Origin of the sequence: Bacillus sp. AL-1R (assembly GCF_052180195.1) — a bacterium.
Classification (GTDB): Bacteria; Bacillota; Bacilli; order Bacillales; family Bacillaceae_G; genus Gottfriedia.
Genome location: NZ_CP197469.1, coordinates 3,166,753 through 3,180,703, shown reverse-complemented (window position 1 = coordinate 3,180,703; position 13,951 = coordinate 3,166,753). Strand labels below are relative to the sequence as shown.

Annotated in this window: 15 protein-coding genes and 2 riboswitches; of the genes, 11 read left to right on the top strand and 4 right to left on the bottom strand. The window is 33.0% G+C overall.

From position 1 onward, the window contains the following. Window positions 1–268 precede the first annotated feature (268 nt). The gene (locus ACSBO6_RS15280) at window positions 269–1,381 is read right to left on the bottom strand and encodes a zinc dependent phospholipase C family protein (protein WP_498843635.1); all 1,113 of its coding nucleotides are present in this window, start codon (window positions 1,379–1,381) and stop codon (window positions 269–271) included. Window positions 1,382–1,619: 238 nt separating this feature from the next. Between ACSBO6_RS15280 and ACSBO6_RS15275 the strand changes: the two genes are divergently transcribed. From ACSBO6_RS15275 to ACSBO6_RS15255, 5 genes are all read left to right on the top strand, one after another. Beyond that, window positions 1,620–2,426: a protein phosphatase 2C domain-containing protein gene (locus tag ACSBO6_RS15275; RefSeq protein ID WP_098843950.1), complete on the top strand. Its 807-nt coding sequence runs from the start codon at window positions 1,620–1,622 to the stop codon at window positions 2,424–2,426. Between the two features lie 126 nt (window positions 2,427–2,552). Beyond that, window positions 2,553–2,765 (top strand): hypothetical protein, encoded by a 213-nt coding sequence (locus tag ACSBO6_RS15270; RefSeq protein ID WP_098843949.1) that lies wholly within the window; start codon window positions 2,553–2,555, stop codon window positions 2,763–2,765. A 141-nt stretch (window positions 2,766–2,906) separates the two neighbouring features. Then, complete coding sequence (locus ACSBO6_RS15265; RefSeq protein ID WP_498843634.1) at window positions 2,907–3,650, top strand: Fic family protein; 744 nt, start codon at window positions 2,907–2,909, stop codon at window positions 3,648–3,650. 349 nt (window positions 3,651–3,999) lie between these two features. Beyond that, entirely contained in the window at window positions 4,000–4,896 is an 897-nt protein-coding gene (locus tag ACSBO6_RS15260) for a LysR family transcriptional regulator (RefSeq protein WP_098843948.1), read from the top strand. Window positions 4,897–5,034: 138 nt separating this feature from the next. Next, the gene (locus ACSBO6_RS15255) at window positions 5,035–5,484 is read left to right on the top strand and encodes a GNAT family N-acetyltransferase (protein WP_498843633.1); all 450 of its coding nucleotides are present in this window, start codon (window positions 5,035–5,037) and stop codon (window positions 5,482–5,484) included. 66 nt (window positions 5,485–5,550) lie between these two features. On the opposite strand, the gene ACSBO6_RS15250 is transcribed toward ACSBO6_RS15255, so the two are convergent. After that, complete coding sequence (locus tag ACSBO6_RS15250; protein ID WP_098843946.1) at window positions 5,551–5,769, bottom strand: helix-turn-helix domain-containing protein; 219 nt, start codon at window positions 5,767–5,769, stop codon at window positions 5,551–5,553. 10 nt (window positions 5,770–5,779) lie between these two features. After that, window positions 5,780–6,265, bottom strand: coding sequence for a DUF2975 domain-containing protein (locus ACSBO6_RS15245; RefSeq protein WP_098843945.1), 486 nt, complete (start codon window positions 6,263–6,265; stop codon window positions 5,780–5,782). A gap of 499 nt (window positions 6,266–6,764) precedes the next feature. Continuing rightward, window positions 6,765–6,871: riboswitch (SAM riboswitch) on the top strand. 70 nt (window positions 6,872–6,941) lie between these two features. Further along, a riboswitch (SAM riboswitch) is annotated at window positions 6,942–7,040 on the top strand. A 216-nt stretch (window positions 7,041–7,256) separates the two neighbouring features. Between ACSBO6_RS15245 and ACSBO6_RS15240 the strand changes: the two genes are divergently transcribed. From ACSBO6_RS15240 to ACSBO6_RS15215, 6 genes are all read left to right on the top strand, one after another. After that, window positions 7,257–8,189: an ABC transporter permease gene (locus tag ACSBO6_RS15240; RefSeq protein ID WP_498843632.1), complete on the top strand. Its 933-nt coding sequence runs from the start codon at window positions 7,257–7,259 to the stop codon at window positions 8,187–8,189. Continuing rightward, window positions 8,189–9,136 carry an ABC transporter permease gene (locus ACSBO6_RS15235; RefSeq protein ID WP_098843943.1) on the top strand — a complete coding sequence of 316 codons (948 nt, stop codon included), beginning with the start codon at window positions 8,189–8,191 and terminating at the stop codon, window positions 9,134–9,136. The genes ACSBO6_RS15240 and ACSBO6_RS15235 overlap by 1 nt, the downstream gene beginning before the upstream one ends. A gap of 13 nt (window positions 9,137–9,149) precedes the next feature. Further along, a complete protein-coding gene (locus ACSBO6_RS15230) occupies window positions 9,150–10,172 on the top strand; it encodes an ABC transporter ATP-binding protein (RefSeq protein WP_498843631.1) in 1,023 nt (340 codons plus the stop codon). Beyond that, window positions 10,165–11,118: an ABC transporter ATP-binding protein gene (locus ACSBO6_RS15225; RefSeq protein WP_498843630.1), complete on the top strand. Its 954-nt coding sequence runs from the start codon at window positions 10,165–10,167 to the stop codon at window positions 11,116–11,118. Before ACSBO6_RS15230 ends, ACSBO6_RS15225 begins: the two co-directional genes overlap by 8 nt. 20 nt (window positions 11,119–11,138) lie before the next feature. After that, window positions 11,139–12,758: a peptide ABC transporter substrate-binding protein gene (locus tag ACSBO6_RS15220; protein WP_498843629.1), complete on the top strand. Its 1,620-nt coding sequence runs from the start codon at window positions 11,139–11,141 to the stop codon at window positions 12,756–12,758. A gap of 96 nt (window positions 12,759–12,854) precedes the next feature. After that, window positions 12,855–13,022 (top strand): Fur-regulated basic protein FbpA, encoded by a 168-nt coding sequence (locus tag ACSBO6_RS15215; protein ID WP_483295154.1) that lies wholly within the window; start codon window positions 12,855–12,857, stop codon window positions 13,020–13,022. Window positions 13,023–13,118: 96 nt separating this feature from the next. On the opposite strand, the gene ACSBO6_RS15210 is transcribed toward ACSBO6_RS15215, so the two are convergent. Next, window positions 13,119–13,847, bottom strand: coding sequence for a YwaF family protein (locus tag ACSBO6_RS15210; protein WP_498843628.1), 729 nt, complete (start codon window positions 13,845–13,847; stop codon window positions 13,119–13,121). Between the last annotated feature and the right edge of the window lie 104 nt (window positions 13,848–13,951).

Sequence of the window (13,951 nt, the reverse complement as noted above, 5' to 3'; positions counted from 1 at the left end):
TATAAAAGTTGGATTACATTTTTATGATGTAATCCTTCTCGGATATTCAATTGTATGACTTCCTCTGATGTTGTCGGTAAATTATCCGACTCACCTATACTGGGACTACCCATAAAAATGTTCCACCTCACTTTATTTGTATAAATTATACCTTACTATTATATGATGACTTATCCGATAGGACTATACTATTTTGAAATAATTTCATTTTTTCCTCTATATAATCTTATGTATCTTTCCAATTTCGTTAAAAAATCAGAGTCCGAGATTACTTAGAAATTGCTGAGGTCTTCAAGATTTTTAAGCTTGATACTTGATCATTAAAGTTACCTAAGTCATTTACATCGTTTGTAAGTACAATCGACGCTCCTTTATAATTTGCATCGAAAAATAAAGTGACTTGATATCCTGGTGCAATATGAATAGAAGAAATGGTATCATTGCCAATACCTTTTACAAGTTGATCGTAATCATAATTACCTGAACCTAGTATTTCAGATGCACCGCCAAAAGCATTTTCGTTATATACCGTCACAGGCATTTCTACACCGTTTACGCGAAAAAACATATCTATGAATCCAGCAGTCTCTCTTTCTGCTTGATTCAACTGAGTAAGTGTCGGATTTGTCACCTCGTTCTTCCACATAGCAGAATAATAATTACTGTATGCTGCTTGCCAGAACAAATTAATAATAGTATCATTCCAAACTTGAGGTAAAACAGATTTTGCTTGTATCGCAGCTTGATGAATCCATGCTTCAGGATCAGTCGAAGAGATCCAATTATATAGACCTGAATCGGGCACCGTCATTTGACTTTGAATACTTTCGGCATTCGTTTCAAACTTTGAATGATAGCCGGGTGCGTGATGATCTAGATTGGAAATATTTGAAGCATGTAGAGGCTGTGTTACATCGGTAAAGTAATGCAAAGATACTCCTAAATAATAGAATGCATTGTAAAAATCGCCTTTTTTATAGTAGTCAGATGCTAGATTAAAATACTTCGAACCTGATTGACGAGCCGTTGGATAAGAAACGCCCGTATAATTTGTTTGTGTGTCTGGATCATAAAAGTGAGACATAAATGTACCCGTATCATAAAAAGGATTAATGTGATCCGCATCGTATAAGCCCTGTTCCCAACGTTCGCGAAACTGATTGAGTAATGTGGAAGGCTTGTTTATTGCAGGGTTCGTATTATCGGCTATAAGTTTGACACTGCCATTTACGATAAAATGATGTGTGCTATGAGCTTGATTGTGAACGTCCTCATCAGACCACGCGAATGCTTTCTGATCATTTAAAAATAATGAAGTGATTGCAAGTGCACTTCCAGCAACTACTGATAATAGCTTTTTTGATTGAATACGTTTTTTCATAAGACACCTTCTTTTTTGTATTTGTTGTCATATAAGCAACAATAATTAAGTATAATAAGATTTTGTTAAAGAAATATTTCTGTTATATGATAATTTGTTAAAATTTGGTAATTGTTTACTGATCATGGAAGTGATTAGTTAGACAATTAAAATAGAAAAAGTACATAATCCTTTTTGTATTCCATATTCATTTAAAGACCTGAAAACCCATTCGTGAATCTTTTCGGAGGTGAAAAATATGGAGATTCATACTAGTGCGAGAGTATCTCTATCAAAAAAAGTATCCGAGGATGCAATGGTAGTAAACAGTGAAATAAATGTATATGGAGTTTTTGATGGAGCAACTCCAATCTCTCCATTTAAGAATGCTGATGGTATGAATGGTGCATATATTGCTTCGAATTTATTTAGTAAGTATTTTAAAAATCATTTTAGGGCTGAAATGCCTCTATCAGAAGGAATTATTCTAGCAAATAGAAGACTGATGGAAGAAATGAAGTTAAATAACATAGACATAAATCGCCCTGAAGAACTGTGGTCAACATGTGTTGCCATTATAAAAATTGAAAAAAATAGTTTATCATTTGCTCAACTTGGAGATTGTATGATTTTAGCAGAATACCATAATGGGGAAATTAAAATTCTAACGAAAGATACCGTAAAGGATATTAGTAGTAGAGCAAAAATAAGGCGAGAAAAGGATCGGAAGAAAGGGCTGATTTTACCAGATGAATCATACTATCAGTCTATTAAAAATCAACTTATCTATAATCGAAGCATGGCGAATACAGTTAATGGGTATACAGTTGCAAATGGAACCGAAGCTGTTGGAAACTATATTCAATTAGGATCTATTGATTTAAACAATTTAAAATCAATATTACTAATTAGTGATGGATTATTTCATCCGAAATTTGATTTGATCTATACTTTTAAAGTAATGAAAGAGATAGGATTGGAAGAATATTCAAAACGATTAGAAATGGAAGAGTTGAAAAGTAAGTTTTATTCTGATGATAAGACTGGGATCATGATTCGTTTTTAGACTGTGGATGCGATTGAATATGTAGAGGATATTGTCGCAATCAGTTAAAAGAAAAACTTTTATAAAAAAAATGGAAGATTTTAACATGCATAGTATAATTGAATTATTACATGGGGAGGCGTTACATTGAATAAAAGTATTTTAAAAGGCATTTTAAGTGTTTTAATAGGAGTGATTGTATTCGGATTTTTATTTCTTTGGCAAAAAGATATGGAATTAATGGCGAATTTCTTTTTTTCTATTACAGCAGCAATCTTGGGTTATATGGTTATATCCCCTTTGATAATGACTAATGAAGAAAGGAAATACTTTGAATCTAAATTTGATAAATGGTTTTAAGGTAGTAAAGAAAAGAAAAATTGGAGTAACATAAACTAATAATAAGTAAGAATCTCTGAACATATGTAGAGATTCTTTTTTTTAGCTGACCGAAGAGTTTCTATATTGATGAAATTTACAGACTGATAGGAACTAAGAAGTATGGCGAATGACTTTCAATTAATCAATGAATTAAAGCAACAATTAGATAGTAAGCGACCAATCCCTACAGCTGTACTTAAGAATATGCGAGATGTGTACTTAATTGAATGGACATACAATTCAAATGCCATTGAAGGAAATACTTTAACATTATTAGAGACGAAGATTGTAATTGAAGAAGGTCTAACAATAGGTGGTAAGCGGTTAAAAGAACATTTTGAAGCAATCAACCATGTGGAAGCGATTGAATATGTAGAGGATATTGTAACAAAGAAAGAAGAATTAAGTCATTATACACTGAAAAACATTCACAGCCTTGTATTAAAAAACATAGATAATAAAAACGCTGGTAAGTATAAGAAAAATAATGTACGAATATCAGGTAGTGAACATCGTCCGCCGGAACATATGTTTGTCCAACAAGAAATGGATAATCTAATGCATTGGTATGAGGTAAGTAAAGATATTTTGCATCCTGTTGAACTTGCTGCATTATTACATTTTAAATTTGTTTATATTCATCCATTCTCCGACGGGAACGGAAGAACAGCGCGTTTACTAATGAATTTTATATTGATGCAACATGGATATCCTCCAGCAATCATAAAAGCAGATCCAGTTAAACGGATTCAATATTATGAAGCTTTGGAGCTTGCTAGTATGACAGGCAAAACAGATAATTTTGTGAAATTGGTTATAGATTGTATAGAGGATAATCTAAGAGAATATTTAAGTATGTTTTAAATTTTTTAGCACTCGAATAACTAGAAGCTAAATGAATTAGTTTAAACAAAGTATCGACAATTTAGTTGATTCTTTTTTTGTTCTAATTGGATGGTTCTATTTTTTTTCAAAAAACCAATGGGTTTATTTACAAAAAAGTTAATATTGTTCAATAATCGCAGCAGTGCTTTAGTTGACCAATGAAGGGGGATTAGTCGCTCATCCCTTTTTTTAGTAAGACATAATAATCCTACACTTGAAGTACACAAATGATACGTTTTTGAATTGCACTACTTTTTCGTGATAGAATGAATACTATATTCAATTACAAGAAAATATAAGTGTGTACACTCTTATTTGAGGAGAAGTTATGAATTTCGAGCAAATGGAATACATCGTGAAAGTTGCAAGCGAGAAATCAATCATTAAAGCTGCGGAAAAATTGCATATTACAAGTTCAGGACTAAGTCAATCGATTTCCCAATTAGAGCATGAAATGGGAATATGTATTTTTAACCGTTCTAGAAAAGGAACATTTCCAACAGAAGAAGGAAAGATTTTAATAAATAGAGCTAGTGAAGTGTTAGAAATTATTAGTAAGTTAAATGAAGAGATATATGATTACAAAAATAATAAAAAGATTCATTTGAAAATAGTCGCTGCGCCTACTTTTGCAGATGTACTTCAAAGAGCATTGAACAGAATTAAAGAAGAACATGCCAATGTAACGATTGAAATCGTAGAAAAAGATCCACCGCAAATAATGGAAACAATAAAACATACTGAATATGATTTTTGCTTTTTCCCTCAAGATTTAGAGATACTAAAAGGTGAAAAAAATATTAACTATGAATTAATCCGGACTGATTGTATTCACGTTGTTGTAGGAAAAAACTCCCCACTCTATCATCTTGACTACGTAACCAAAGCTGATGTATTCGAAATGGATACAGCATGCTATTCAATCTATTCTGATTATTATTATTCTAAGTTAATTAAAGAAAATAAAAATAAAATTAGATTAACAACAAACAGTATGAATATTCTTACAGAGACTGTTAAAGAGCATAATGTATTTGTCTATTCTACTGAGTCAGGCGCTAAATTACATCCATACATTCGAAGTGGAATCTTAAAATCTATTCCTTACATAGAAAATAATGAACACGTTTTGAAGGATTTATGGGTAATCTATCCAAAAAACAAAAAGCTTTCAATTATAAGTAAAAAATTTATCGAAATCGTGAAAGAAATAGCCACTCAATGATGAGAGGTTATTTTTTTGTCTATTATCTATAAATTGAATGGTCGAATTAGGATAAACGGCCTAAATTAATATTGGTAAAATTTGTTAAAATTATTGATAGGGCAAATAAGCTCAAATGATTTTAACAAAGGAGAAACTATGCAGGAAAGAAATGTAGAACTTGTGGAACTAAATGCAGAAAATTGGTATGAATGCTGTCTCTTAGAGGTATCTGAAAATCAAAAAAGTCACATCGAGCCGAATGCAATCTCGATTGCTCAATCGAAATTTGAAACTTCACTAAAGCCATATGCTATTTATTTTGAAGGTAGGGCGGTTGGATTTTTAATGTTTAATACTACTAAAGAAGAGCTAGATGGATATTGGATTTATAGAATAATGATAGATAAGAATTTTCAACAAAAAGGACTTGGTAAAATTGCAACTCAGTTAATGATCGAGGAAATGATTAAACTAACAAATGCCAAAAGAATTGTTGTAGGATATCATCCTGAAAACTTAGGAGCACATAATTTATATTCAAGTCTTGGATTTATTGATCATGGCGATCGATTTGGTAAAGAAATAGCAGTAATATTAGAAATATAGCATCTTTGAATGTTCCTAAAGAAAGAAGGGATAGCAAGTAAGCTATCCCTAAATTATTGTCTACTTTTACGGAGTATCTTCGTCAACTTTGTACTCTAAAATATCACCTGGTTGACAATCCAATGTCTTACAGATTGCTTCTAATGTTGAGAAACGAACCGCTTTTGCTTTACCATTTTTCAGAATGGAAAGATTCGCCATCGTAATTCCAACTCTTTCTGAAAGTTCTGTTACGCTCATTTTGCGTTTTGCTAACATCACATCAATATTAATAATTATTGCCATACCATCCACCTCAGACCGTTAAATCATTTTCTGATTTTATGTTAATCGCTTCTTGTAGAAGCTGTTGGAGGATCGCAGCAAAAACGGCGATAACTAACGAAGCAAATATGATAATTAGTCCCAATAAACCGATGGGAGGGTCAACTTTTCTCCCTATAAAATGAATGAGTGGCATTCCTAATAAATAGATACTACTAATTGCAATCGCACAGTACTTTATGTTCTTTAACGCCTTTACAGAAATTTCGGAGAATGCTGTGTTGTCGTCAATATAGCGTAAAAGATTGAAAGCCTGATAGAGAGCAAAATAAAAAGGTACAGCAGCTCCATACATTACGAGGAAAACGAGATATTTTATTGCAGTCATATTTGGATACAATTTAGATACGAAATTCGCAATATTTGGGACCAAAAATATACATAAAGCAAGCACTGCAATTCCAACAAGAAAAATAATTGCTTTTAAGAATGTAGTTGAACCTCTTTTACCATTCATATTATATACCTCACTTTTTTAATAACAAGATGAATTTATTATATTATTTATCGATTAACAATAAAAATATGTTGTTTTTTATTTTATTTAGAATGTTATATAAAAGCGCAAAAATACTGAGAATAAATTAAAAGAGTAGATTGAAATGGAATATGAAAGAGAATAGGTGAATTGATTTAATTGTTTTTTTACAACAATTAAAAAACAAAATTAATTTTTTAATATAATAATTACCGATTTGGTTTTAATCGTTAATTTGTTGTATTTAAGGTTTTAATAGAAAGAATCAAGATAAATATATAAGGTAAATGGCTAAAGTATTGTTACTTGTTAGATTTGATAATAAATTATATTGTTTGGAGTAACAAGGTTTTCTACAATAATTTGGAATTAATTCCCAAAAAATACTGAAAAATCGAACATTTAGCAAATGGGTTGACGCGAATTTTTATATCGGTTAATCTTGGTTCAATCAATTTATAAAGTACATACCAAATAATTCTTATCCAGAGAGGTGGAGGGACTTGGCCCTATGATACCTCAGCAGCGGGTTCTATATGAACACTGTGCTAATTCCATCAGGGTATAGCCCTGAAAAGATAAGAAGAGTAGATGAAAAACAAGTCCTCTTCTATCTTAGAAGGGGATTTTTTTCATCTTTAAAACAAAATAAAATTTCTTATCCAGAGAGGTGGAGGGACTGGCCCTATGAAACCTCGGCAGCGGGTTCTTTGTAATACCGTGCCAATTCCAAGGGAGATCCCAAAGATAAGTAGAGTTAGTAAAAACCTCTCAACTTGTCTGTGTTGAGAGGTTTTTAAGAATAAATCTTATGAATGTGGAGCTTAAAGAAGAAGTGTTGGAAATTTTTTGATTATATAACCAAGTATTCTTATGTGTTTAATATGGTTTTTATATTTTCATTTGTTGTTGCCACCAAATTAGGTGTTCTACATATAAACCAGTTTTTAAAAGGGGGAAGATACTGAAAATGAGATTTTTATTTAAAAGATTAACAACTATGATCCTCACGATTTGGATTATTATCACGCTTACTTTTATCATTATGCATCTTATTCCTGGTGATCCATTTGCATCGGATGCAAAATCATTACCTGAGGAAATTGTTAGGAATATGCGGGCTAAATACAATTTAGATGAACCGCTATATGTTCAATACTTACTATATCTTAAAGATTTATTACATTTTGATTTTGGTCCATCTATTCAATCGAAATCGAGAGGGGTAAACACATTAATTGCAGAGGGATTTGGACCATCAGCATTGTTAGGAATTCAAGCATTGTTAATAGCTTGCGTGGTTGGTATTGGATTAGGAACGATTGCAGCGTTAAGGCATAATAGGTTACTTGATTATTTATCAATGTTTATAGCAATCATTGGAATTTCGGTTCCTAGCTTTATATTAGCTCCATTATTAATAAAATATATTAGTGTTCAATGGGGACTCTTACCAGTAGCATCTTGGGGGACCTGGAGTCATTCTATCTTACCGACAATCGCTTTAACGGTAGGTCCAATCGCAATAATTACTAGATTTGTCCGTACTAGTATGATCGAGATTTTAAGTCAGAATTTCATTAAAACTGCAGAAGCTAAGGGTCTTTCAACATTTGAGATTGTCATAAAGCATGGTATACGAAACGCGTTAATTCCAGTTATTTCTTTTATTGGTCCCTTATTTGCAGCTGTCATTACTGGAACTTTTGTAATTGAGAAGATATTTGCCATCCCAGGTCTTGGTAAATATTTTGTAGATAGCATTTTCAATCGAGATTACCCAGTTATATTAGGTACTACTATTTTTTATAGTTTTATATTGATCGGTACGTTATTTGTAATCGATTTATCCTATCGTTTGATTGATCCACGAATAAAATTTGGAAAGGGAGATGAATCATAATGAATCAACCCGAAACGAATCTCGACACTCTCTTTCGCAAGATCGATCGGTCGACTATACAGAAACAAAATATTTCAAGACCCCAGGAAACCTATGCGAATGAGATTTTTAGAAAGATAGCTAAAAATAAACTTGCAGTAGTTGGATTTATTTTACTTACACTCATTATTATCCTTTCAATTGTAGGACCACATATGGTTCCGTATAGTCCAAGTAAACAATCTTTAACTCAAGGCAATTTATCTTTATCAAGCAAACATTGGTTTGGAACGGATGATTTAGGTAGGGATGTTTGGGCAAGAACTTGGGCTGGTGCTAGAATATCACTCATTATCGGATTCTCTGCAGCTTTAATCGATTTATTGATTGGAGTATTTGTAGGGGGAATTTCAGGCTATATGGTTGGCAGAGGTAAAATAGGAGATCGAATCGATAGTGTTTTAATGAGAATTGTGGAAATTCTTTATGGGATACCGTATTTACTAGTTGTAATCCTCTTAATGGTTATTATGAAGCCAGGACTAGGTACGATAATTTTAGCGTTATCAATCACAGGCTGGGTAGGAATGGCAAGAATCGTTAGAGGACAGGTCCTACAATTAAAACAACAAGAATTTATACTCGCTGCACAAAAGCTTGGTACATCACATTGGAATATAATTTTAAAACATCTTATTCCGAATATGATGGGAATTATTATTGTAAATTTAACCTTTACGATTCCTCACGCTATATTTGCTGAATCTTTTTTAAGTTTTCTAGGATTAGGGGTACAGGCCCCGTCAGCAAGCTGGGGTACAATGGCAAACGATTCATTGGGAGTTATTTTAAGTGGACAGTGGTGGAGATTGTTTTTCCCAGGTTTAATGATTTCATTAACGATGTTTGCTTTTAATGCTTTTGGTGATGGATTACAAGATGCATTGGATCCTAAGTCGAATAAGTAAGGAGGGATAAACAGTGAATTATTTATTAAAGGTTAATGATTTACATGTCTCTTTTCGTACAAATGGTGGAGAGATTAAAGCTGTAAGAGGTGTTTCATTCCATGTCGATCGTGGAGAAATTTTAGCCATTGTAGGTGAAAGTGGATGTGGAAAAAGTGTAACAGCACAATCTGTTATGGGGATGATTCCAAAAACTGCTGGAAGCATAAAAGAAGGCGAAATTTCCTTTAAAGGAAAAGACTTAATCAATTTTTCAAAAAAGGAATATCAAAGAATAAGAGGATCTGAAATAGGGATGATTTTTCAGGACCCTATGTCTGCATTAAATCCAACAATGAAGATTGGTAGACAAATAGACGAAGTGTTAATAAAGCATAAAAATCTATCGAAAAAGGAGGCCAAACAAAAAACGATCGAGTTGCTACAACAAGTTGGTATTCCAGATCCGTTTAACCGTTATTCCGAGTATCCACATGAGTTTAGTGGTGGTATGAGGCAGCGTGTAGTAATCGCTATGGCTTTAGCTTGTGATCCTGAATTAATCATTGCAGATGAACCGACGACCGCACTTGATGTAACGATACAGGCACAAATTTTAGATATGTTAAAGACCATCCAAACAAAGAGGAACACTTCTATTATTCTCATAACCCATGATTTGGGTGTAGTTGCAGAAGTAGCAGACCGAGTTGCAGTGATGTATGCAGGAAAAGTGATTGAAAGTGGAACAGTAAATGAGATTTTCGAAAAACCAATACATCCATACACATTAGGCTTACTCCAATCTGTTCCTAGACTTGAAATAGAAGAAACAGAAAGGCTATTACCAATTGAGGGAGCACCTCCGGATTTATTTTCACCGCCAAAAGGATGTCCTTTTGCGCAGAGATGTCCTTATACAATGGAAGTTTGTGTGGAACATATGCCAAAAACTGAATCAATTACAGAGTCTCATCATGTCAGTTGTTGGTTAAACGATCCAAGAGCATTTAAACAGAAAGAACTCACTGGTGTAAGGAGTGAAAATATTGTCTGAGTATGTACTAGAGGTATGTGATATTAAAAAACATTTTAAAGTAGGGCCAAAGAAAACCGTTAAATCGGTTGATGGAATATCATTTGGAATAAAAAAGGGAGAAACGCTTGGGCTTGTTGGAGAAAGTGGAAGTGGTAAATCCACACTCGGACGGACTGTTGTCGGTCTATATGAAGCAACTACAGGCAATGTCTTGTTTGAAGGAAAAAAACTATCAGAATTGGATTCTAAAGGTAAAAAAGAGTTTAACAGACAAGTTCAAATGATTTTTCAAGATCCGAATAGTTCTCTTAACCCAAGGATGAAGGTTGTAGATATAATCGCAGAAGGGATTGATGCTTATAAATTATTAAAAGGAAAAGAGAGAAAAGAAAGAGTATATGAACTGCTTGAACAGGTTGGTTTACATAGGGAGCATGCAGATCGGTATCCACATGAATTTAGTGGAGGTCAACGACAAAGAATTGGAATCGCTAGAGCATTGGCTCTAAAACCATCGTTTATCGTTGCTGATGAAGCCATTTCTGCATTAGATGTATCAGTTCAAGCTCAAGTTATTAATTTACTAAAGGATTTACAAAAAAACGAGCAATTAACTTACTTATTTATTGCACATGATCTTGCAATGGTTAAGCACATTAGTGATCGAATCGGTGTGATCTATTTAGGAAAAATGATGGAATTGGCAGAAAGTACGGCATTATTTAGGGAACCGCTTCATCCGTACACTAAAGCACTTTTATCGGCGATTCCAGTGTCTGAACCAAAATTAAGGGGGACAAAAGAACGCATCGTCCTTTCTGGAGACCCACCGAGCCCATTAAATCCCCCTACAGGATGCCCTTTTAGAACTAGATGTCCAATGGCAATGGATATTTGTGCTGATAAAGTACCTGAGTGGAAAGAAGCTAGCAAAAACCATTGGGTTTCATGTCATTTATTTTAAACAAATTGGAGGTTATCTAATTGAAGAAAAATGCATTCATTCTTATTTCAATATTGATATTTATACTAGGATTAGCTGGATGTGGTAGCAATTCTACTAGTAGTACAGAGGAAAAAGGAAACGATATTAAACAAGAAATCGTAACGAACCTAGCAGGTGAACCTTATACGTTAGACCCTGCCTTTGCATCTGATACAACGTCTTTCTGGGTTATTGATAACTTATACGAAGGTTTGTATCGCTATGATAAGAAAGGCAATGTAGTAAAAGGTGTAGCGAGTAACGTGGATGTTTCCAAAGATGGAAAAACATATACTTTTACAATCCGAGACGGACTTAAATGGTCTAATGGTGATGATTTAACAGCGAATGATTTTGAATATGCATGGAAAAGAGTTTTAAATCCAAAAACTGCGGCTTATGATCCTTCAAGCTTTTATTACATTAAAGGTGCTGAGGAATACAACACTGGAAAGGGATCAATTGAAAGCGTTGGTATTAAAGCAACTGATTCTAAAACACTAGTAATCGAGTTAAAAACACCAATCGAATTCTTTCCTAAAGTATTACTTGGACAAGCATTTTTACCGGTTAACCAAAATGTAGTAGAAGGTAATAAGAATTGGGCGGCTGAAGCCAAAACCATTGTAACAAATGGTGCTTATACATTATCAAGCTGGAAGCATAATAACCAATTAACAATTGAAAAAAGTAATGCTTATTGGGATCGAAAAAATATATCAATTAATAAAGTTCAATTTAAAATGGTTGCTGATGCAACAACTGAGTACCAAATGTTTAAATCAAATGAACTTGATTTCGTAAAGAACATACAAACAGAAGCAATAGAGCAAGAAAAAAATAGTCCAGAATATGTTAATTCAAAGCAATTTAGTGTTTATACATACTCTTTTAATGTAAATGAGAAGCCTTTTACAAATTCAAAAATTAGAAGAGCATTTGCTGAGGCAATTGATCGTGAAGCAATTACAAAAAACATTTCTAAAGGTGGAGAAGAACCAGCTTACGGGTATGTACCTTTTGGCGTAAAGTCTCCTTCAGGAAAGGATTTTAGAAATGAAGCAAATAAATACTATCAGTTTGATAAAGAAGAAGCAAAGAAATTACTTTCAGAAGGTTTGAAGGAAGAGGGATGGAGCAAATTACCAGAAGTAACACTCAAATATAATTCAGAAGGAAACCATAAAAAAATTGCCGAAGCACTTCAAGAAATGTTTAAAGAAAACCTTGGTGTAAAAGTAAAATTAGAAAATCAAGAATGGAAAACTTATATTGATACATTTAAGCAAAAGAATTTCCAACTTGCCCGAATGGGTTGGGGCGGAGATTTCCTTGATCCATATCCTGTTTTAAATCTTTATAGTAAGAACAGCTCAAGTAATTTTACAAATTGGAGCAACCCAAAATTTGATCAATTATTGGAGAAATCGTTAATTGAACAAGATGAAGAAAAACGATATAAGTTATTGCATGAAGCAGAGGATGTATTAATGGGAGATATGCCAATTATTCCAATTTACTTCTCATCACAGAATTCTTTAGTGAAGAAAAATATTAAAGGTATTCGCTTTGATCCATTGAACAATCCAGACTTCCGATTTGCAAAAGTAACAAAGTAAGAAAATAGGATGCTCTCTTTATTATTTCTTTTAATAAGGAGAGTATATTAATCCTTAAAAATTGAGTTGAACAAAGGGGTGAATAAAGTGGAAAATATGTTGAGAAAAGCGGTAGAAACTAGAAAGCAATATCTCATTAACAAACTTATTAAAGTTGGAGTATATAAAAAAGAGTCCTCTCATTTATTTGTTTTAACGTTAACTGAACTTGAAGATGAATTTAATCGTGTAATAAGTATGAAAAAAAGTAAAAAATTAAGTTAACCTATATTATTAAATAAACAAAGCCTTTATCATAGAATACCAAGTAACTAATGATATAAGGCTATTTTTTATTTCATTTAACTCAGGTGACACCAATTATCGATTTCTTTCTATTTTCCTTTTTATCCAAAACGGACTATACAAAATGTAAAAGGTTACAATCATCACTATTTCTGCCGAGAGAAGATACCATGGCCAAGGTCCTAAATAATCTAAAATAGAAGCATTTTCTGGCTTTTTCATAAGATACATAAAGTTAGAGTTCAACGCCTTATTAATGAAAAATACGCAAGCTGCATAAAGGTTAACAATGAGAACGGTCACCCACATCGATGGGATGGTCGGTCGAAATTTACTGGCCACCACCATAACTAAACAGGCAAGAACCACTCCTCCGTGCGAAACAAAAAATTCAAAATATCGAAAATGCAAAAACGAATAATGGCCAAGATCAGGTGTCATGATCGCTTGAATGGAACTGGCTAAACCAGCAAAATACATGAATTGAAACATTCTATAACTATTTGTCAGAAGCATTATAATTCCTAAAATGACAGTAAGATCACTAAGTTCAAGTGGTAAACCATTTTTAAGCGACCAAGCATTCTCATACACAAGCCATATATGATATAAAATCTCAGAAGCCAATAAGAGAAATGCTACAGAGAAACGAAAAAGCCGCTTTTTCCCCGACCACTGAATCTGCTTTCTAAAGACAAATAGAAGTACACAGAGAATCAATAGTATTCCGATTGTTAATAGATGGTCTTTTGAAAAAAGGCGAAACGCTCCTAATTTTGAATGAAATTGAAAAAATCTTTCCAACGTATTACCCCATTATCTGATTTAAATTTAGGATTGAGTACTGTTAGTTTAGGGCAAATTCTGGCAGTTCTATACAGGAGTTAACATTTCATCTAGCAAATATA

Excerpts from the sequence above, each read along its gene's own strand:
- ACSBO6_RS15280 (WP_498843635.1), bottom strand. The coding sequence starts at position 1,381 with ATGAAAAAACGTATTCAATCAAAAAAGCTATTATCAGTAGTTGCTGGA.
- ACSBO6_RS15275 (WP_098843950.1), top strand. The coding sequence starts at position 1,620 with ATGGAGATTCATACTAGTGCGAGAGTATCTCTATCAAAAAAAGTATCC.
- ACSBO6_RS15265 (WP_498843634.1), top strand. The coding sequence starts at position 2,907 with ATGGCGAATGACTTTCAATTAATCAATGAATTAAAGCAACAATTAGAT.
- ACSBO6_RS15260 (WP_098843948.1), top strand. The coding sequence starts at position 4,000 with ATGAATTTCGAGCAAATGGAATACATCGTGAAAGTTGCAAGCGAGAAA.
- ACSBO6_RS15255 (WP_498843633.1), top strand. The coding sequence starts at position 5,035 with ATGCAGGAAAGAAATGTAGAACTTGTGGAACTAAATGCAGAAAATTGG.
- ACSBO6_RS15250 (WP_098843946.1), bottom strand. The coding sequence starts at position 5,769 with ATGGCAATAATTATTAATATTGATGTGATGTTAGCAAAACGCAAAATG.
- ACSBO6_RS15245 (WP_098843945.1), bottom strand. The coding sequence starts at position 6,265 with ATGAATGGTAAAAGAGGTTCAACTACATTCTTAAAAGCAATTATTTTT.
- ACSBO6_RS15240 (WP_498843632.1), top strand. The coding sequence starts at position 7,257 with ATGAGATTTTTATTTAAAAGATTAACAACTATGATCCTCACGATTTGG.
- ACSBO6_RS15235 (WP_098843943.1), top strand. The coding sequence starts at position 8,189 with ATGAATCAACCCGAAACGAATCTCGACACTCTCTTTCGCAAGATCGAT.
- ACSBO6_RS15215 (WP_483295154.1), top strand. The coding sequence starts at position 12,855 with ATGTTGAGAAAAGCGGTAGAAACTAGAAAGCAATATCTCATTAACAAA.